The 18,756-nt window shown below is 41.5% G+C and carries 21 protein-coding genes and 1 other RNA gene; 6 read left to right on the top strand and 16 right to left on the bottom strand.

Translation table 11 applies throughout. The features are described from left to right. Positions 1–20 precede the first annotated feature (20 nt). Complete coding sequence (locus V8G47_RS01540; protein ID WP_336198539.1) at positions 21–935, bottom strand: phosphatidate cytidylyltransferase; 915 nt, start codon at positions 933–935, stop codon at positions 21–23. A 97-nt stretch (positions 936–1,032) separates the two neighbouring features. On the opposite strand from V8G47_RS01540, the gene V8G47_RS01545 reads away from it, so the two are divergent. Beyond that, a complete protein-coding gene (locus V8G47_RS01545; protein ID WP_336198540.1) occupies positions 1,033–1,587 on the top strand; it encodes a hypothetical protein in 555 nt (184 codons plus the stop codon). 36 nt (positions 1,588–1,623) lie between these two features. Here V8G47_RS01545 and V8G47_RS01550 read toward each other — a convergent pair whose 3' ends face one another. From V8G47_RS01550 to speD, 5 genes are all read right to left on the bottom strand, one after another. Further along, positions 1,624–2,211: a branched-chain amino acid aminotransferase gene (locus tag V8G47_RS01550; RefSeq protein ID WP_336198541.1), complete on the bottom strand. Its 588-nt coding sequence runs from the start codon at positions 2,209–2,211 to the stop codon at positions 1,624–1,626. Positions 2,212–2,254: 43 nt separating this feature from the next. Then, positions 2,255–3,007 (bottom strand): exodeoxyribonuclease III, encoded by a 753-nt coding sequence (locus tag V8G47_RS01555; protein WP_336198542.1) that lies wholly within the window; start codon positions 3,005–3,007, stop codon positions 2,255–2,257. A gap of 243 nt (positions 3,008–3,250) precedes the next feature. Continuing rightward, positions 3,251–4,351, bottom strand: a complete 1,101-nt coding sequence (locus V8G47_RS01560) for a PRK06851 family protein (protein ID WP_336198543.1) — start codon at positions 4,349–4,351, stop codon at positions 3,251–3,253. 144 nt (positions 4,352–4,495) lie between these two features. Beyond that, positions 4,496–5,293: a TIGR00266 family protein gene (locus V8G47_RS01565; protein ID WP_336198544.1), complete on the bottom strand. Its 798-nt coding sequence runs from the start codon at positions 5,291–5,293 to the stop codon at positions 4,496–4,498. A 146-nt stretch (positions 5,294–5,439) separates the two neighbouring features. Then, the gene (gene speD, locus V8G47_RS01570; RefSeq protein WP_034759109.1) at positions 5,440–6,252 is read right to left on the bottom strand and encodes an adenosylmethionine decarboxylase; all 813 of its coding nucleotides are present in this window, start codon (positions 6,250–6,252) and stop codon (positions 5,440–5,442) included. A 191-nt stretch (positions 6,253–6,443) separates the two neighbouring features. Between speD and V8G47_RS01575 the strand changes: the two genes are divergently transcribed. Continuing rightward, on the top strand, positions 6,444–7,574 hold the full coding sequence (locus V8G47_RS01575; RefSeq protein WP_336198545.1) for a CAP domain-containing protein: 1,131 nt from the start codon (positions 6,444–6,446) through the stop codon (positions 7,572–7,574). Between the two features lie 113 nt (positions 7,575–7,687). On the opposite strand, the gene V8G47_RS01580 is transcribed toward V8G47_RS01575, so the two are convergent. The 4 genes from V8G47_RS01580 to V8G47_RS01595 form a co-directional block, all read right to left on the bottom strand. Further along, positions 7,688–8,407 carry a DsbA family oxidoreductase gene (locus tag V8G47_RS01580; protein ID WP_336198546.1) on the bottom strand — a complete coding sequence of 240 codons (720 nt, stop codon included), beginning with the start codon at positions 8,405–8,407 and terminating at the stop codon, positions 7,688–7,690. Positions 8,408–8,492: 85 nt separating this feature from the next. Continuing rightward, a complete protein-coding gene (locus V8G47_RS01585) occupies positions 8,493–11,072 on the bottom strand; it encodes a helicase-related protein (protein ID WP_336198547.1) in 2,580 nt (859 codons plus the stop codon). A 156-nt stretch (positions 11,073–11,228) separates the two neighbouring features. Then, positions 11,229–11,675, bottom strand: a complete 447-nt coding sequence (locus V8G47_RS01590; RefSeq protein WP_336198548.1) for a CoxG family protein — start codon at positions 11,673–11,675, stop codon at positions 11,229–11,231. Positions 11,676–11,840: 165 nt separating this feature from the next. Next, the gene (locus tag V8G47_RS01595; RefSeq protein ID WP_336198549.1) at positions 11,841–12,632 is read right to left on the bottom strand and encodes an HAD family hydrolase; all 792 of its coding nucleotides are present in this window, start codon (positions 12,630–12,632) and stop codon (positions 11,841–11,843) included. Positions 12,633–12,782: 150 nt separating this feature from the next. Here V8G47_RS01595 and V8G47_RS01600 point away from each other — a divergent pair, with 150 nt between their 5' ends. Both V8G47_RS01600 and V8G47_RS01605 read left to right on the top strand, forming a co-directional pair. Further along, positions 12,783–13,079, top strand: a complete 297-nt coding sequence (locus tag V8G47_RS01600; RefSeq protein WP_336198550.1) for a DUF948 domain-containing protein — start codon at positions 12,783–12,785, stop codon at positions 13,077–13,079. Positions 13,080–13,222: 143 nt separating this feature from the next. Beyond that, positions 13,223–13,873, top strand: a complete 651-nt coding sequence (locus tag V8G47_RS01605; RefSeq protein WP_336198551.1) for an MtnX-like HAD-IB family phosphatase — start codon at positions 13,223–13,225, stop codon at positions 13,871–13,873. Positions 13,874–14,114: 241 nt separating this feature from the next. Here the strand turns inward: V8G47_RS01605 and ssrS are convergent. After that, positions 14,115–14,303, bottom strand: a non-coding RNA gene (gene ssrS, locus V8G47_RS01610) — 6S RNA. A 106-nt stretch (positions 14,304–14,409) separates the two neighbouring features. Further along, a complete protein-coding gene (locus V8G47_RS01615; protein ID WP_336198552.1) occupies positions 14,410–14,847 on the bottom strand; it encodes a peptidylprolyl isomerase in 438 nt (145 codons plus the stop codon). A 189-nt stretch (positions 14,848–15,036) separates the two neighbouring features. Between V8G47_RS01615 and V8G47_RS01620 the strand changes: the two genes are divergently transcribed. Continuing rightward, the gene (locus tag V8G47_RS01620) at positions 15,037–15,333 is read left to right on the top strand and encodes a phage holin family protein (RefSeq protein ID WP_336198553.1); all 297 of its coding nucleotides are present in this window, start codon (positions 15,037–15,039) and stop codon (positions 15,331–15,333) included. Between the two features lie 58 nt (positions 15,334–15,391). On the opposite strand, the gene V8G47_RS01625 is transcribed toward V8G47_RS01620, so the two are convergent. From V8G47_RS01625 to V8G47_RS01635, 3 genes are all read right to left on the bottom strand, one after another. Beyond that, positions 15,392–15,913, bottom strand: coding sequence for a type 1 glutamine amidotransferase domain-containing protein (locus V8G47_RS01625; RefSeq protein WP_336198554.1), 522 nt, complete (start codon positions 15,911–15,913; stop codon positions 15,392–15,394). Positions 15,914–15,981: 68 nt separating this feature from the next. Beyond that, complete coding sequence (locus tag V8G47_RS01630; RefSeq protein WP_336198555.1) at positions 15,982–16,122, bottom strand: hypothetical protein; 141 nt, start codon at positions 16,120–16,122, stop codon at positions 15,982–15,984. An 846-nt stretch (positions 16,123–16,968) separates the two neighbouring features. Continuing rightward, positions 16,969–17,850, bottom strand: a complete 882-nt coding sequence (locus V8G47_RS01635) for an NAD(P)-dependent oxidoreductase (protein ID WP_336198556.1) — start codon at positions 17,848–17,850, stop codon at positions 16,969–16,971. 168 nt (positions 17,851–18,018) lie between these two features. On the opposite strand from V8G47_RS01635, the gene V8G47_RS01640 reads away from it, so the two are divergent. Beyond that, positions 18,019–18,279: a hypothetical protein gene (locus V8G47_RS01640; RefSeq protein WP_336198557.1), complete on the top strand. Its 261-nt coding sequence runs from the start codon at positions 18,019–18,021 to the stop codon at positions 18,277–18,279. Positions 18,280–18,323: 44 nt separating this feature from the next. Here the strand turns inward: V8G47_RS01640 and V8G47_RS01645 are convergent, their stop codons facing one another. After that, complete coding sequence (locus V8G47_RS01645) at positions 18,324–18,680, bottom strand: YidH family protein (RefSeq protein ID WP_336198558.1); 357 nt, start codon at positions 18,678–18,680, stop codon at positions 18,324–18,326. Between the last annotated feature and the right edge of the window lie 76 nt (positions 18,681–18,756).

An 18,756-nucleotide genomic window follows, 5' to 3' on the forward strand; every position in this document is an offset into this window, starting at 1 on the left:
GAGGTCCGTCCCTCTATTTTTCACATAAAATCAAAGTAATAGCGAATGATGTGAAAGAAGATCGGCGAAGTATAAGCGAGGCTGTCGACACGATTGAGGTAGCTCTCTTTTAACGCAGCTGCTCTTTCTTGATTACCGATGAGAAGGTCACGCTTCAATACGGATATTGTTAAGCTTCCCACAAACCCACTGATGCTGATGATGAGTCCTGACAGAATACCAAATCGAATGTCAAGGGGGGTTAAATATGAGTACAAGAAATACGAAACCCAAGTTGTAACGACCATGGCCGACAGAAACCCTTCCCAAGTAATATAAGGATTGGAAGTCGGAACCACCTTTTTCTTCCCTATGTACATGGAGACAACAAATTGAACGATATCGCTCACCTGGGTTAGCACGACCAGGAAAAGAACAAGATTAGCACCATATTCAGGGCTCGCAATCTGGTAATATGCGAGATGACTTAAACCAAACACCATCAGCATAATCCCCCATTGAGTAGAGCTGACAGAGCGCAGGAATCCCAGTGTCCCTTTTCCTAAAAGCCGGGGCAGGGGCAGCAGTAGAAATACGTAAACGGGAATAAATACAATGAACATGCCATACCATCCTATATAGATCCAGTAAAACTGAATCGGGATCGATACATAAGCCCATAAGAAAATCCGCCTGTCGGCTTTCCTTGTTTTCATCATGGAGAAATACTCTTTGAGGGAAAAGAAACATAGAACCATTAACGAAACCATGGATATAATGGGATTAAATAAAGTGGCCAAACAAAATACCACGAACATCCCCCACCATGTTTTCACTCTTAGGGAAATCCCTGAGAAATCTTTTCCCCTTTGGTTTCTTTTAATCTGTAAAAACAAGAAGTTGACAACGACCAATCCTATAAAAATAATAAATAAAGTCCAAATGGCCGAATCCATTTTCATCCCCCTCTTCAAATGACCGTATTCAAACGGTGCATTTATTGTATAATTAAGCATATGGGAAATTCTACTACTTTAAAAGAGGGAATGAGCTATGGAGAGTAAATATATTTTTATTTTACTGACAGATACGGGAACCCTGTTTACAAAGTCCATCAAAAAGTACACGAAAGCCCCATACAATCATGCGTCCATTTCCTTCGACCGTGAACTGACTGAGTTATACAGCTTTGGTCGGAAACATCCTAACAACCCCATAAATGGCGGTTTTGTCAAAGAGGACATCTTTCAGGGAACGTACAGCAAATACCCTCATACCACTTGCGTGATTTATCAATTGGAGGTAACGGATAGGGATATTGTAAAAATGAAGCGGGTATTAAACGTTTTTAAAAGGAGCCGCAAAAAATTCCTCTATAATATCCTCGGGGTGTTCGGTGTATCCATGAATGAACCGGTCGAATTCAGCAACTCCTACTTCTGTTCCCAGTTCGTAGCAGAAATTCTTCAACGTTCCGGTATCAAACTGTGGGATAAGCTGCCTGCGCTAATCACTCCGGAAGATTTCAGAAAGCACCCCCATTTCCACCTGGTCTATGAAGGAAAATTGTGCGATTACGAGCCGATCAAACAAAAAAGAGCAAAATAAAATCCCCCTCGGATTCGTTCGAGAGGGATCGTTTTTTTAGGACTCATCCACAGTTTGAAGAAGGTTGAATAGAAAATCATATATAAGCTCGTAAACAGTAAGCATGGTTTGGCTTTCATCAAAATCACCGTGGTCATTCAAAGAGAAATTCAAGTCCCACAACCCATCTTCTCCATTAAACAATAGATCATAAGATGATTCACCTTCAAGAGACTCGTCTAAATAACTCTCGATCTGACTCCGATACTTCTTTTGCAGCTTTAACCCGAGCATCGCATCATATGTACCAAATACGTCATCCACTTCAACGGAAACGGCATCCACTCCAATCAAAGCGAACCATTTGGATTCAAGGTAAATAAACTCGTTTTTATGTTCTTTCAAATAAGTGATGTGCTGATTGAGAAAGTCATCAGTTTCTTCCCCGATCAGTTCTTCGGTTTCTTTATGACAACGCTCAAAATATGCACCCTTAAAGCGTGAATCCGCTTCCGGGGTTGCAACCTCGTCAGCGTCGAGTAAACCGTGATTCAATACGTAGTCTCTCTCTTGTTTAAACAAATGAACAGGCCCTTCTGATCCTTTCATTTCATCAATATACTGCTGTATTCTTTTCTGTAACATTGAATTCCCTCCACATGGATTACTTCTTTATTTCCTTTATGTACTACTCTAACTCCAAGTATACAGGACAATGATCACTGCCGTGAATATCCGAGTGAATTTCAGCTTTTGCTATGGAAGGCGCTAACTGTTCGGAGACGATAAAGTAATCAATCCTCCAACCGATATTTCGTTCACGTACTTTACTCATATAAGACCACCAACTGAAAGCGTCATCCTTATCAGGGTATAGATAACGAAAACTATCAACGAAACCTGCCTTTAGCAGCAGACCCATTTTTCCCCTTTCTTCATCGGTGAAACCTGAATTTCCACGGTTTGACTTATCATTTTTCAGGTCAATTTCCATATGTGCAACATTTAAGTCCCCGCATAGAATGACCGGTTTATGAAAATTCAAACCCGCGAGATAATCTCTTAAGGCATCCTCCCATTCAAGACGTTCCTTGATCCTCGAAAGATCTCTTTTCGAATTAGGCGTATAGACATTCACCAAGTAAAAAGAATCATATTCACATGTTATGATTCTCCCTTCAGGTTCCATCTGATCTTGATTGAAACCATACGAGACTGCCAGAGGTTTCTTTTTAGTGAAAACGGCCGTGCCTGAATACCCCTTTCGTAATGCATAATTCCAATATTGGTGGTATCCCTTTAAATCCAAGGTGATTTGCCCTTCTTGAAGCTTGGTTTCCTGAAGACAGAAAATATCTGCATCCATGCTGTGGAAATAATCTAAAAACCCTTTTTTCACACACGCTCTAATTCCGTTTACATTCCATGATACTAATTTCATAGTAATCTATTTAACTCCTTTATTCATAACTTTCATCCCTTATTATCCTACCATAAATTCATTTTTCTTATTTGTTATATCAAAATAATGTCCAGATTACCCCTATATTATATTGATATAATTTATTCGGACACCCTGAGTTATTGCACAATTAAAACCATGCCTGAGCATGGTTTTAAAGGTTCAGCTACGATTTTAAGTGCTTGTTTACTTTTCTACCTGTTTGAAATATATGTTTTCACTCTAATACTTCTTCTTTATAAACTCACTTATCTCCTGAAAGATTTCTTCTCTAATCATATTCACCTTTGCAAAGTCCATGGCCCCTATATAGATGGCTTCGAGTTGTTCACGAAGCTTCTTAGCTTCTTTTAAATATGAGATTGCTTCATTCATTTTATCCTTATAGGCTTTTGTCGTCCGTTCGATATCGCCAGCATATTTTTCATCTGTCCCCTCGGTAATACATCTTTCATACATATCGATGATTTCGTCTGATTCCCGATCAGGAAAATATTCATGTGGTGCGGTGCTATCAAATATAGCGATCCCTATTTCTCTGATGATCAACATATCAAGACTATTCGGGTCAAAACCGCAATGATAAACTTCTACGTCAAATCCTTTCTCTTCTGCAGCAGAAGCAATTTTCTTTAACATCGTTGACTTTCCGGAACCTGCACGCCCTTTGATAAAGTAGCGCTTCCCGACATCCTCCGTTAAATTCTGAATGTAGTCAACTGCCCCATCAGGAGTAGCGGCACCCAAGAACCGATGTTTGACTGTGGAGGATTTAGGAAGGCTGTCTTCTTCAAAAAAGAGTGAAATCAACTCGTTTGTCAATTCATCGGCTTTTTCGAAGTCCATGTTCGCAATGTAGATGTCTTCAATGTCATCATGGGCACTCAGGGATGACGCAAAGGTATGATACGCTTTCTGAAAGAGTGAGGCAATGTGATCATTTAAGGCAAGGATTTCTTCCTTGTGCCCGGTCAGTTCATTACGGTCCCATGCCACTCCTAAATTCACATACTCTTCGATCACGCCGGGTGCTTTTGGTTCAATAATATGAGGAGCTGTCCCATCTACAATCCCCACACCGAATTCAGGGAGGAGAACACCGTCGATGGATTGATTATCGGAAGCACAATGCAAATAGTCTACGTTTAACCCAATTTTTTCAAACCGTTTTCCAATCGTTTTCATCAATGAGGATTTCCCTGTTCCAGGACCACCCTTTAAGATATATACCCGCTCTAATCCAGCGAGTACTGAATCATATAAACTGTAGAATCCTTTTGCCGTATTCCCTCCAGCATAATAATGACGAATCTTCCCTGTCATGAAATCACCCTTTCACATCATTTATTTAAACATATGATGCGGGATCTAAATAGGTGAATACCCACACCTAAAGCGGAAGCGGCTTGAACGTAAAAAAAAGCACTTCCACGAATGGAAATGCTCTTTTATATGAGTATACGTGAATCAATCATCTCCGTTTAGGAAATCCCCGATTCCACCAAGTAAACTTCCCTCACCCGTCGAACGCCCTCCACCTGGAGCGTTTGCATAGATCCGTTCCGCTAACCGGCTGAACGGAAGAGACTGTATCCATACCGTACCCGGTCCACGGACAGTAGCAAAAAACAGACCCTCTCCACCAAGGAAAGCCGATTTGATTTTGCCGACATATTCAATGTTGTAGTCCACTTCTTTTGTCATGGCCACTAAACAACCCGTATCCACCCGCAGCACTTCCCCCGGCTGGAGCTCTCTTCTATAAATCGTTCCCCCGGCATGAAGAAAGGCTAAACCGTCCCCTTCAAGTTTCTGCATAATGAAACCTTCTCCCCCAAAGAAGCCGGTTCCCAATTTCTTTTGAAAATCGATTCCGACAGACACTCCCTTAGCCGCACAAAGAAAGGCATCCTTTTGACAAATCACTTTACCGCCTAATTCACTTAAATCGACCGGAATGATTTTTCCCGGATAAGGAGCGGCGAAAGATACATGCTTTTTTCCCATTCCCTCATTGGTGAAGACGGTCATGAATAAGCTTTCCCCTGTCAATATACGTTTTCCTGCCCCCACGAGCTTCCCAAGAAAACCTCCAGTCCCGCTTCCTTGAGAGCCATCGCCAAAGATCGTTTCCATACCGATACCATCTTCCATCATCATCATGCCACCGGCTTCCGCTACTGCACTTTCTCCCGGATCTAATTCTATCTCGACAAACTGCATATCATCCCCGTGCAATTTGTATTCAATTTCATGTGAATTCATTCCCTTTTCCTCCTCTATTAACACGCATATTTACCTATTCTTCAAGAGGAAGGGATTTCCCTTCTCAAAGTCCATTTTCATAATAATTAGGAATCACACTGAAAACCCCTTCGCGCATAGTTCGCGAAGGGGTTTCAATGATCATTTTACGGACGGGGAATATTCTTGCCGTAAAAGATTTCATCCATTTCCATTTTTAGTTTGTCTGTAATCTCATCGACCTCATCCTCTTCCAACCTGTCCTTTGTATACCCAAATAAGTAATTGTTCAAATCAAACTCTTTCAATTTGCATTTTGTGTGGAAGATGTTTTGAGGATAGACGTTCACATCGATCATGTCATACTCATCCTTAATTTCTTCCGGGATGTAATTCTGAATGGAATTGATGTCATGGTCGATGAATAGCTTCCTTCCATTAATATCCCTGGTGAATCCTCTCACGCGATAATCCATTGTCATAATATCGGTGTCGAAGGAGTGAATCAAATAATTCAATGCCTTTAGGGGGGAAATTTCCCCGCATGTAGAAACATCGATATCTGCCCTGAATGTAGAGATCCCTTCATGTGGATGATACTCCGGGTAGGTATGGACGGTAATATGGCTTTTATCAAGATGCATCGTCACCGTTGAAGGCAATGGACCGGGTGATTCATCAAAATGCTCCGTCGGCACTTCGACGATCGGCCCTTCCGAAACCAGGATGGTGACACTTGCCCCCTGGGGAACATAGTCCTGCTTTGATACGTTCAGTACATGTGCCCCGATGATATCCGAAACATGGGTGAGGATTTTCGTCAATCTATCAGCGTTGTATTGCTCATCAATGTATTCAATATAGGCTTCCCGTTCTTCACGGGTCTTTGTATAACAGATATCATACATATTAAAACTCAACGACTTCGTTAAGTTATTGAATTCATGCAGTTGAATCCGTTCTTCATGAGATAATTTCATTGCTATTTTCCCCCTTTATGTAAATGGTGAAGCTGCCCTATTTAGTTATCTTACCCAGAGCCATCCAAACTAAAACAGGCAGACCTGATTGAAAATGGTGTAGAATGGGTACTGAGCAAAGAGAGTAGCCTTTCTCTTTTTACTTCTATATTATTTTGGATACAATGGAAGGTAGAATGGAGTGTTAGCATTTGAGACGATTATTTATTCTTATCATGATTATTGTGATTGCCTATATATCAAAACCCGCCTGGGAAGAGAAAGTGGAAGCGTCAGGTTTTGACACTGTCCTCTCTAAAATAGAAGAAATGAAGAACAACCCTAAAGTTCAGGATGCCTTTGATCAAATCTACCAGGAAGTGAACCTGCTCCTGATAAAGCTGGACGAGTCATTCCGTGACCTCGAGAACAGCTCGGACACAAAGAAAGAAGACCCTGTGGAGAAGCCTGCTTTAACAGTTCCAAGTGATCAAACGTTTTCTATCTATAATATTGAACTCGGGGATTCCAAAGAAAGTGTCGAGGAAGAAGTCGGCGAAGCTAAGAGAAAATCCAGTAATGAATACGGGGTTTCATGGTATGCCTATCATGAAAACTATCGGAACTTCATCATGGTCTCTTATGATCAAAACCAACAGGTGAATGGACTGTTCACCAACCAAGATCTTCTCTCCTCTGATTCAGGGATAAAGATGGGCGTTTCCAAAGAGGTGGTACAGAATGAACTGGGTGAGCCATTGACCAATATCCGTAAAGGACTGACATTATATCAGTTGCAAAATAACGGGGAACAGGATGTTTACCAGATCGATGGAAACTATGTGACCGTCTTTTATGATAAGCATGAAAATGATACCGTCACCGCCATCCAGATCATCGACGGGAATTTGGAAACGAATAAGAAAAACTTCTATACCAAGGGAAGCTCTGAATTGAAAGAAGGGTTTGAATTCCAACTGTTCGACCTTACGAATGCCACACGTGTAGAGAAAGGACTGAACGTCCTCTCATGGGACAGTCTAGTGAGGGATACTGCACGGAAGCATAGTCTGGATATGGCGGAACAGGATTATTTCAGTCATACTAATCTTGATGGTCAGTCTCCATTTGACCGCATGGAAGAAGATCAGGTCGCCTTTCGCACTGCTGGGGAAAACCTTGCTTACGGTCAGTTAAGTTCGATTTTCGCCCACGAGGGACTGATGAATTCCAAAGGTCATAGAGAAAATATCCTCCAGCCACACTACGAACATTTAGGTGTAGGGGTCGCCTTTAACGAAAAGTCCCAGCCTTATTATACAGAGAATTTTTATAGTAACTAACAAAATCTCCAGCTGCTTGTCATCTCCAACGCTGGAATTTTATGAAACCTAAAAACAAGCGGGTGCACTTTCTCCCGCTTGTTTTTAGGTTTTTTTAAAATTCACTGTAAAGATCATGACTTCGATGGAGGAATTTCACATCCGTTTTCATCACATGCCAATCCTTCCGTTCCAAGGGGTTGAAGAGCTGAAAGTTTATTTTCCTCTTCCCACACCTTTTGCATGGAACTCAAAAATACATCACTCGGTTGAGCTCCTGAAATGGCATACTTACGATTGATAACAAAGAACGGCACACCTTGGACACCGATTTGCCTCGCTTCTTCCTCATCTCGGCGAACCTCTTCCGAGAAATCACTGCCTTCAAGGATGGAAACAGTCTCTACTTCATCCAGTCCAGCTTGTTTCGCTAATTCTACGAGTGTTCCTTTTTCACCAATATGTTTAGAAAGAGTAAAATGTGCATACAACAGAATTTCAGTCATCTCTGCTTCTTTCCCTGCTGTTTTCGCATATTTTGTCAGGCGGTGGGCATCAAACGTATTAGTCGGTATGCTTGAGTCAAACCGGAAGTCAAGTCCGACAGAGGCTGCTTGCCGGCTCATGCCATCGGTCATGTTTTTAGCTTCCTCAAGAGATGTACCATACTTTTTGGAAAGGAGTTCTTGAATACTATATTCTGTGTTGACCGGAGCGCCGGGATCGAGTTCAAAACTTTTAAACTCAATTTCAACCGTATCCCTCTGAGGGAAATGCTCCAATGCTTTCTCTAAATGACGTTTTCCTATATAGCAGAATGGACATACATAATCTGACCATACTTCAATTCTCAATCTTACCACCTCAATCATCGTTTTCCGTTCGTTCTAGATCGTATCATATAACTTTTAATCTTACATAAGATTTGCTCAGGATTTACTAATATCGCGGTTTACCCTTCGTTCTTCTCTTAACCCTCGCGGTATGACAGCGGTCACAGATAGGAAAACCGAAGTTCGGGGGAAGTTTCTTATCACATTGCCTGCACGATTGTGTTAGACTTGTGACTTCTGTCCGCAGGCTTTCGTGAACGCCATCGGCAATTTCACTCCTGATCCGTTCCCAATAGTAAGCCTCCGTCTGTCTGCCCAATCGGTATAAAAACAAAAGATGAAGTCCGACAGCTTTATACGAAACTTCTTTTTGCTCTAGGTTCGTACTCTTCAATTGTGGTTCAGGCAGTTCTTCACCCTCTACAATCGCATGCATGCACTGGAGCCACTGCTCCGTTAACTGTGTTTCCTTCTTGGAAAAAGGAAGATGGAGAAAGCCGTATAGGTCATTTAATGAAAGTTTAGCCTCGATTTCGGTTCCCCGGATTAATTCATATAGTTCCCTTTCTTCAAAAAGGGTCGCTTTTTCTGTACCGAATGGACTTTTGAACTTGTCCCATAAAAAGAAGAACGTGTCCATGTCATGGTAATGTCTTTGAAAACGTTCAAACACACCACTCGTTGGGGCGATGGCAAAGGTTTCGAGGGATTGGTCAGGCTTTTCAAGTAGCTGTTTCATCACTTTTATATCCTTTGGGAAAGCCACTTTCCCCTCATTGTAAATTCCTTTTCTTCCTGCGCGGCCGGCAATCTGCTTTACTTCCTGTGAAGTCAGCCTCCTCCTCCTCGTCCCATCAAATTTATCCGTTTCCAGGAAAACGATTCTGCGTATCGGCAAGTTCAATCCCATTCCAATTGCATCGGTCGCGACGATTATATTCGTTTTTCCTTTAATGAACTGCATCATCTGTCTCTTCCTCGTTTCAGGAGGCATGCTTCCGTAGATCATGCTGACTTTGTGTCCATTATTTTGTAATCTTGAAGCGGTGTCCAATACTTTCTTCCTTGAAAAACAAACCACTGCATCCCCTTTTTTAGCATGTCTCAATTGAAATTCTTTCGATTCAACTTCAAGCGGGATGTCTCGTTTGTAACGATGAATCTCGACATTGCCTTCCCCGACCAATCCCATCAAAAGATCACGGACATTTTCACTTCCGATGATATGGACCTCTTTGGCTCTCGCCTTTGTAATGGCACGATACCAGGAGAAGCCTCTATCCTGATCGGCGAGCATTTGGGCCTCATCGATCACGATGACTTCATATTCATCTTTTTCACGAAACATTTCAACTGTAGATGAAACATGGTGTGCAGAAGGAACTTCCTTCTCTTCTTCGCCTGTTTTCAGATTACACGGGACACCATCTGCATTCAATGTATCGAATACTTCCAGAGCGAGTAAACGGAGGGGGGCCAAATACATACCGCTCCGTGCTGCTTTCATCCGGGTGATGGCATGATGTGTTTTCCCTGTATTGGTTTCACCGATATGGAGGATATAATGGATGTCACCTCTGAACGAAGGGCTATATTCCCGACCGAAGATTTCTTCCAGTATTCGTTCCTCTTCCTCTTGCTTCCGTTTTAATTCAGCGAGTTCAGCTGCTTTTCTTTCCTCCCGCTTCTTGAGATCATTTTCGTATAGTGAAAGGTGAACATCTGCATTAAAAGGAATTTCTGTAAGTCTGTATAAATCTTCAATATACTCCTCTTGAATCTTGCTGAAAAAGTTTGATTTCACCGTCAGAAGAAAGTGGTGACTGAGTCTGCTCAGTCTTTCTTCTGTAAGTTCCTGACCGTACGCCTCCTCATATCCTTTCCTCAAATCTTCGGGCATTTGCTCGGATAAAGACCGATAAACCCCCTGCTCTGTGTGGTAAAAAACAAAGCGTTCATATGGATAGAAATACGTTTCATATTCCCACACATGACCATCCCAATGTTCACTCTTTTTATGAATCGAACCCGTGAATTCCTTAAGAAAGTCGGAAACGGTGATAAAGGAGTCCTTTGTATAGCGTCCTTCTTCTTCTAATTTCTCTTCCAGCATATACGGTTCAACCGATCGGTATTTGGTTTTGGTCCGGATATCGCTCATACATTTATTAGCGAATAAGAATCGCAATTCCACATACCAGTGAGTCTCTAGCATATCCATTTGTTGGCTGATGAAAGAAAGAATCTTTTTTTGACTCTCTTTTTGAAGAACAGCCTTCTTTTTTTCTTCTTGATTCTTAACAAATGTCTTTCGGACCTCACGATGTCGTTCTGTCCAATCTTCTTCGGATATAGGATGATCCTGGATCCAGTTTAAGATATGGAAAGGTTGATACTCTCTGATTTCATTCCGGAACAATTTGTTGATCAATTTTTTATCCGTACCTTCAATATCGTAGCCTTTCTCTCGCAAAAATGCTTTCTTATGACTCCGCAAGACATCATTGGTTACTTTATTAAGCCAAATATTCAGCCACATTTGATGAAAGAAAGCACTCCTTTCATTCAAATAATCCTGAAATGAAGGACTCTTTTCGTGTTTCTCCAGGAAAAGTGTGATATCTTCCTCGATTTTCCGTTTCGTTTCTTCTATTGCTTCTTCTCGAAGTAGGTGAAGCTTTTGCATGGTAAGACCCCTTTTTATCTTGATACAGATTCCTCTACTATTTACTTTATAGTGTATGTATTTCTTCTCCATCTAACAATTCACTTGCTCAAATAAGTCATTATATCATACATGCAAATCCTCCATCATTATAATTGGGGCCTGTTTGAGGATTGATCAGATTTTCCTTCTTTCTATGGCCTCTCCTACGGCAATCGTTAGTTCCCTGGTAAGTTCGGCAACCATGTTATCGAATGCATGTTGCAGGACCCTTGCCACTGGACTTGAGGATACAATGGATAAGCTTCCTGTCATTCTTGTTAGAAAGGTGTCTGCTTCCTCCGCTTTGAAATATCCTGTGCCCGTGAACCTTTGATTCATACCATTTAACGTGAACTTCACTTCAGATGGCTCCTTCCAATCTGTAATTCTCACATTCACATGGATCTTTTTTGTCACCATCCCATAATGAACGGTGAATTTCCACGTCGATTGATGATCAGAATAAATAGTATGCTCCTTGTATCCGGGCACAAGGGGGGCCCAAGCATTCATATCACGAATAAAAGTCCATACATCTGATCGCGATGCATGGACATTCACTTGATGTATTCCATTCCCCATGAGAAATTCCTCCCCATTTTAGAATGAGGACGTTTCCTCATTCACCTGATTTCTCCCATATATAACTGCCGGGACATTGATGAATAGTATGAATGGGGAAGGATTATTATGACTGGTGAACCTAATAAATAAAGAGGCACCGACAAATCGGAGCCTCTCTCATTGTTATTTGATGATGTTCTGGACAATGCGGGGCACTTCTTTCAGTGCCTTCACTTCATAATCCGGGATAACCTTTTGTGGGGTTTGCCCCCGTCGATTAATCCATATCGTTTTGATACCCATCCTTGAAGCCCCAAGGATATCTGTATTTAAGTTATCTCCAACCATGATCACTTCATCTTTATGAAGCTTCAGCCTCTCTAATGCATGTTTGAACATGGCAGGATCCGGTTTTCCTTTACCGATATCCCCGGAGATGATGATTTCTTTGAAATAAGGGAGAAGTTCAGGAGTTTTATCCAGCTTTGTATTTTGTAAATGTGGGGAACCATTTGTTAATAACAACAGTTGGTAGTTTTCCTTCATTTCATTTAAAACCAGGAACGTATCTTTATATACATATGGTCTTTGTTTTCGTTCCTGTCGGAATTTCTCGGATAATTCTTCACCAAGTACGGAATCCGTTATACCCATAGAATTCAATCCCCTGGTCCATGATTCTTTGCGGTAGGAAGGGACGGTTTCTTTCATCTTCAGAAAATTCTCATCATGTTCATCCAGGAAATCCCCCCAAAGGCCTTCAAAAGGGTTGATTCCGATATTCTGTGTAAACTCATATGTATCGTATGTTGCATACAGCTCCCTGGCAGCTTCCCTGACACTTGACTCCAGTGCTTGTGGATCGGTCCCCGCCTTCTGGTGTGCATAGTGGCACGTTGCTTTGAAGGCTTCTTCAATGCTTTTTGAATCCCATAGTAAAGTGTCATCTAAATCAAACAGGATGGCTTTGATCACTCTCATCTCTCCCTTAACGTATTCAGCTTATAGTTTAGATTACTAGCTATATTAAAAATAGTAAACCAGAAGGATAAATAAATTATTGCGTTATTTTCAAAATTATTAGGGAATATAACTAAAAACATAGTAAAACGAGGTGAAATCAATATGTGGATCGTTTATGCAAGCATTGCCTTATTTGTCATTTCCCTGATTATGCTGGGTGTGGCATTGATGAGGACCCTCAAGACCACACGTCCCATTGTGAATGAAATGAATCAAAGGGTAGCCACTATTCAATCAAGGATGGATAAAATCTCTTCAGAAGCAACTCAGCTACAGGAAACCCAGGGAGAGATTCAACATGATATCGAATATAAAAAGTCCACTTTTACAGATACCATCCAAGAGGTAAAACGTACGCCTGAAGTATTAAAAGAATTTGTAAAGAGTATGAAAAGATAGTGTTCTGTCACCTTGCTTGATGCAGGGTGATTTTTATTCCTTTATTTAAGTTTACATAATATTATTATGATTAATCTTGTTCCTTTCTTCCCCCCTCTTATTTATGATACAATCGACTACATTAGTTACGAGGAGGAAAAGCTATGAAAAAATGGGCATTTGTTTCAGACTTCGATGGAACCATTTCTAAAAAGGATTTCTACCATCTCGTAATGGAGAAATATTTTCATGAAGGAGCTGCCTTATTTACTAAATGGAAGGCTGGGGAAATGAAGGACATCGAATTTTTGACTACCGTCTTTTCATCGATTCATCAAGACGAAAGTCAAATAATAGAGGATATCCATTCTTTAGATATCGATGAATATGTCACTGCCTTCATCCGTAAAGTGCAAGCTCAAGGAGGGGATTTCTATATCCTCAGTGCGGGAACAGATTATTATATCCACCATATTCTTCAAAAACACGGAATCACAGATGTGAAAGTATTCTCAAATGAAGGCTATTATAAGGAAAAGAATGTACATATGAATATTGACCCTGATCATCCCCATTACTCAGAGAGATATGGGATCGACAAGTCCATTGTGATTGCTGAGCTAAAAGAAGAGTATGAGACGATTTACTTTGCCGGTGATAGCGAGCCGGACAGCCACCCCGCTGAAGTCGCGGATGTCACCTTTGCCATGAAGGCATTACAGAGCATCCTTGAGGGACGCGGGACCCCTTTTGTTAAAGTAAATGATTTTCATGATATAGACCGTTACTTAATAGATGCGGGTGTATTAAGGTAAATCACTTTGCACATTTATTTCATGCATGATACACTTAATTTGCCCCTCCCGGACATTCGCTTGTTGCGGGACACTTAACCATGTACGGACGGGAGGGGCCTCGATATAATAACACAGAGACTAAATCCATCATTTTTGGATTCAGTCTTTTTAGTTTGTTCTCAAGATGGTGATGGAGGCATCTAATGCAATAAAATAAAAAAGCCAGCCCCCGATTGGGAACTGACTTGAGATACTAAGATTATGAGCCACAGTTGCCGTAATTTGATATAAGAAAGTTTTAAACCACCACTCCTCAAAGTGGGTGTTTGCAGAAGGTTTCCTGTCGTCCTCAGATCGTGGAGGCTTGACATTCCAACTTCGATGTAAAACTCCCTATTACAGTTTAAAGGTTAAAACTTCGTTATGATTACGTACAACGCAGCCTGTATTAGTATGATACAACATCAATTGAATTATTTCAACTGTTGTTTGTAGTCCAGTTGAGATGATTGATTCAGAGTGTTGCGAACGAAGGAAGGTCCGTCCCTCAACAATTATGCATCAAATACTTCGACTTTCTCCATTACGTCGCCGTTTTTCATTGATTTGGCGATTTCGATTCCTGAAGTCACTTTACCGAAGACAGTATGAACGCCATTTAAGTGAGGCTGTGGCGCATGTACGATGAAGAATTGGCTGCCTCCTGTATCTTTACCGGCATGGGCCATAGATAAAGAGCCTTCCTCGTGCTTATGTGGATTCCCTTCTGTTTCACATTTGATTGTGTAACCAGGGCCACCCATACCGTTCCCATTAGGGCATCCTCCTTGGCTTACGAAACCAGGGATGACACGGTGAAAGCTTAAACCGTTGTAAAAACCTTCGTTTGCTAATTTTTCAAAGTTCGCCACTGTTCCAGGTGCTTCATTTGGAAATAAATCAAATTCAATTTTTTCACCTGTTTGAAATTCTATGTATCCTTTTTTCGCCATATTTAACAGCTCCTTTTTTATTATAGGTCAATCAATATAATATCATTGAACATTTCTCATGTCACTTTAAAGGTTGGCCTGCGCCCTATCGTTTTTATTTTGCCATACAGCCAAACTGGTTGTCATTAAGCTCCCGGGGGTGTGAATAAGCTATATAGAAGTCATTTATCACTATAGGGAGTGGACCATATGATTGATAACTTATTAAGCGGCATTTCCATCGATCCACAAGTCACCATACTCGTTCCCGTGTTATGGGTGCTCGGGTATGCTTTGAAGAGGACCCCCCATATCCCGGACTGGCTCATCATCTGGATTCTCTTATTGGTGGGTGTTGGAGCGAGCGGCTGGACGTTGGGATTTGATTTTAATGGGATCGCAAACGGATTTATCGCAACGGGAGCTGCCATCACCACTCATCAATCTGTGAAACAGACCTTTTTCGAAAGGGTGAATGATCGAAATAAGAGAGACAAGAAGAAATAGAGAAAAACGGACTGGTCCACAGGAAACGATCAGAGTTCCCTTGGCCAGTCCTTATTCATCATTTAGCGAGCGTGTCGATGAATTCTCTCATATAATCAGGCAGATCCGGTGGTCTTCGACTGGAAACGATATGGCCGTCTGTCACGACAGGTTCATTCATCCAGATAGCCCCTGCATTTTCCATGTCGTCCTTTATTCCAGGTGTGCTTGTGACTTTTACACCCTTAAGGATCTTGGCCGAAATCAAGACCCACCCTGCATGGCAGATTTGGCCGATTGGTTTCTTACGTTCATCCATGGATTTCACCATGGCAATGACCTCTTCATACCGACGAAGCTTATCGGGAGACCAGCCTCCCGGAACTAGAATGGCATCATAGTCTTCCGGGTTTATGTCTTTAAATGCGTATTCAGAAACAATCGGCACCCCATATTTCCCGATATACTCCTCATTTGCCTTTTCTCCGACAATATGAACCGTCGCCCCCTCTTCCCGCAAACGCAGGACAGGATACCACAGCTCCAGGTCTTCGAAGTCGGCACTGACCAATTGGATGATTTTTTTTCCGACTAACTTCATTTGAACCCCTCCTCTTTTATGTACACGATCATTGTCTTAGGAAACAGAACATATTGCAACCGATAACCTTAATTGTATGGACTATATTTCTTAATCGCTTTAATGATTGTTTTCGTTTGGACGTATGAGACAAAGAAGGCAACCACGGTCATCATGGTTCCCATTGTGTATATCAACCTGGAAAATTGCCTGAATGAATTTTTTTTCAAGAGATTCACCATACCTTCAGTAAATTTAGACATCCTCACCTATTATTCCCATATTGGATTGAAATATAAAGGGAAGTGGACATTGCTTTCAGGCATATAGCGTAGCCAATAAGAATCTGACTTCATCGGAAAAATCTATATTTAAAAGAAAATCCGAACGATCATTCTAGATTCATTTTTTTGAAAATCGAATTCGTTCGGATTTATCTGTTTATGAAAATATTGTTGCTTTTAATGTAGCGAGTGGTGGTTGATTTCCGCTCCAGGTGCTCGCTTTCCGCGGGGCTGGCGGTGAGCCTCCTCGGGCTAAAGCCCTGCGGGGTCTCACCTGTCCAGCGTTTCCCGCAGGAGTCGAGCACCTTCCACTCCAATCAACTTTCTAAGCGTAAGTGATTTACTATAACAGTGTAGTGATGAGATTGCTTCACCATTGGCATACAACGACTCTTATCCTTTTAGTTGCAGTAACAGATTAGAGTTATAAAACAAATACTTTTACTTACCTGATGTGAATGACCCTTCTGCTAAGATCCACCCCAATTGCCGAACATTAGAAAACAATAGTCTTTGTATGAATTACTACAAACATGGTGAAACGGGACTTTTAATATACACTTTTAAAAACAGGATCTAGCTTTTGATTGGAGTGCAAGACGAAGACTCCTACGGGAAAAGCGGAATAGGCAAGACCCCGCAGGAGCGTCAGTGACGAGGAGGCTTGCCTTCCGCCCGAGGAAAGCGAAGTCTTGCACGGAAATCAAAAGCGGTGTAACAAGTGATCCTAACTTTTTTTTGAATGTTCATCTTTAGAGGGAATGAATTTAGATATTTCCCCGCCTTTTAATGCTAGCCTTCCAATAATTTAATTAATGCTTGAGTGCCGCTGTTTTCTTCGCCTTCTTCGGCAAGCTGCTCGTATAGGGAGAGGGCCAGTTCCAGACCTGGTGTCCGAAGCTCCATCTCTTTAGCTGAATGCAGGGCAATCTTAAGGTCCTTGATAAAATGTTTAACGTAAAACCCCGGAGCATAATCCTCGTCGATCATGCGGGGAACCAGGTTACTGAGGGACCAGCTACCGGCTGCCCCTGATGTAATGCTTTTCAGTACAGTTTCTGGATCCAAACCGGATTTCTTCGCGTAAAGTAATGCTTCACTGACTCCCATCATGTTCGAAGCAATGGTGATTTGGTTACACATCTTTGTATGCTGACCGGCTCCTGGTTTTCCTTGATAGACAACATTCGAACCCAGGAGTTCTAAAAGTGGTTTTACCAGATTGAACGTGTTTTCTTCTCCTCCGACCATAATGGAGAGCCTGGCCTCTTTAGCTCCGATATCCCCTCCCGAAACGGGAGCATCCAATGTCGATATACCCTTCTCCTTTCCCGATTTAAAGATTGCATCTGCGAGAGCCGGTGAAGAAGTGGTCATATCAATGGCAATCGATCCCCGTTTTAAATCGTGCAGTATGCCGTTCTCACCAAGGTAAATTCCTTCAACATCTGAAGGGTACCCTACGATCGTGATAACGATATCAGAAGCTTCAGCGAGCTCCTTTGGTGTGTCAGCCCATTTCGCACCACGATCTATGAGATCTGAGGCTTTATGTTTTGTGCGGTTATAGATAACCAGCCGAAATCCTGCATTCAGAATATGACCAGCCATACTTTTCCCCATTACCCCTGTTCCAATAAATCCGATGACGGTCTCTTTCGTCAGTTTCTTCATTCCATCCATCCTCTCTTTGTCTACCTTCCATGTTCATTTTCATCCAGATTGAGAGGATTGTCCACTCCTTCATGATTTTGGCAGCCCTCCCCCATGTTTAAATCCATGTGTGTCGGGAATACAAAGAACATACTAATTAAACGAATCACTTGAATGGAGGAGAATAATATGAAAGTAAATAAAACATTACTTGTTGGTGCAACCGTGACGGCTGGTTCACTTGGATGGTTTCTATCATCGAAGGAAAAACGTAATCAGCTGCACAATGTGAAAGAAGGATTGGTTACGAAGTTTAAAAAGAGAAGGAAAGAAGATCTACCCGTTGAAAAAGGCGGCAACCCGGATCCTTCAAATATTGAAGACAACTCCATGGTAAGTGAAGGAGCCATGACATCCGTTCAATACTATAATGAGCAAAAACAAGATTAAAATAAGCTGAACGCAGGGATTTTATCCTTTTGCGTTCAGCTTTTTTAATTTAATGAAAAGAAATAAACGGTCACAAGTAAAAGGACGATGGTGGCCACTACTGTCATCATTTTGATAAAGACATCAGCAGACACGAATGTTTGTGTATTGATATGTCTTCTCGTTCTGTAATAATTGAGGGTAGAACCAATGATGATGGCAAACCCGATGAAAATCGAAATCACACTTATTCCCACGGCAATCCGGTCTTGAACAGGGTTCCCCTGAAGGGAATTAAAATGTAAACTTGTCGTTAAAAACCCAATTCCTATTATGGCAATGGCTGTACGGATCCAAGCCAGGAACGTCCGTTCATTAGCCAAGTGCTGCTGTATATATTTTGATTCATTTATATCATTCATGTTGTTCACTTCCTCAAATTCTACCATTACAGGCAAACATCCCATTAAGTTGGGATGTTTGCTTTTCACTTATTAC

The organism is Rossellomorea sp. LJF3, assembly GCF_037046045.1.
Lineage (GTDB): Bacteria > Bacillota > Bacilli > Bacillales > Bacillaceae_B > Rossellomorea.

Coding starts and splice junctions, on each gene's coding strand:
- V8G47_RS01625 (WP_336198554.1), bottom strand. CDS start 15,913: ATGAAGTTAGTCGGAAAAAAAATCATCCAATTGGTCAGTGCCGACTTC.
- V8G47_RS01565 (WP_336198544.1), bottom strand. CDS start 5,293: ATGAATTCACATGAAATTGAATACAAATTGCACGGGGATGATATGCAG.
- V8G47_RS01645 (WP_336198558.1), bottom strand. CDS start 18,680: ATGAATGATATAAATGAATCAAAATATATACAGCAGCACTTGGCTAAT.
- V8G47_RS01540 (WP_336198539.1), bottom strand. CDS start 935: ATGGATTCGGCCATTTGGACTTTATTTATTATTTTTATAGGATTGGTC.
- V8G47_RS01550 (WP_336198541.1), bottom strand. CDS start 2,211: ATGTTACAGAAAAGAATACAGCAGTATATTGATGAAATGAAAGGATCA.
- V8G47_RS01615 (WP_336198552.1), bottom strand. CDS start 14,847: ATGGCGAAAAAAGGATACATAGAATTTCAAACAGGTGAAAAAATTGAA.
- V8G47_RS01560 (WP_336198543.1), bottom strand. CDS start 4,351: ATGACAGGGAAGATTCGTCATTATTATGCTGGAGGGAATACGGCAAAA.
- V8G47_RS01555 (WP_336198542.1), bottom strand. CDS start 3,007: ATGAAATTAGTATCATGGAATGTAAACGGAATTAGAGCGTGTGTGAAA.
- V8G47_RS01605 (WP_336198551.1), top strand. CDS start 13,223: ATGAAAAAATGGGCATTTGTTTCAGACTTCGATGGAACCATTTCTAAA.
- V8G47_RS01635 (WP_336198556.1), bottom strand. CDS start 17,850: ATGAAGAAACTGACGAAAGAGACCGTCATCGGATTTATTGGAACAGGG.
- speD (WP_034759109.1), bottom strand. CDS start 6,252: ATGAAATTATCTCATGAAGAACGGATTCAACTGCATGAATTCAATAAC.
- V8G47_RS01620 (WP_336198553.1), top strand. CDS start 15,037: ATGATTGATAACTTATTAAGCGGCATTTCCATCGATCCACAAGTCACC.
- V8G47_RS01545 (WP_336198540.1), top strand. CDS start 1,033: ATGGAGAGTAAATATATTTTTATTTTACTGACAGATACGGGAACCCTG.
- V8G47_RS01585 (WP_336198547.1), bottom strand. CDS start 11,072: ATGCAAAAGCTTCACCTACTTCGAGAAGAAGCAATAGAAGAAACGAAA.
- V8G47_RS01590 (WP_336198548.1), bottom strand. CDS start 11,675: ATGGGGAATGGAATACATCAAGTGAATGTCCATGCATCGCGATCAGAT.
- V8G47_RS01640 (WP_336198557.1), top strand. CDS start 18,019: ATGAAAGTAAATAAAACATTACTTGTTGGTGCAACCGTGACGGCTGGT.
- V8G47_RS01600 (WP_336198550.1), top strand. CDS start 12,783: ATGTGGATCGTTTATGCAAGCATTGCCTTATTTGTCATTTCCCTGATT.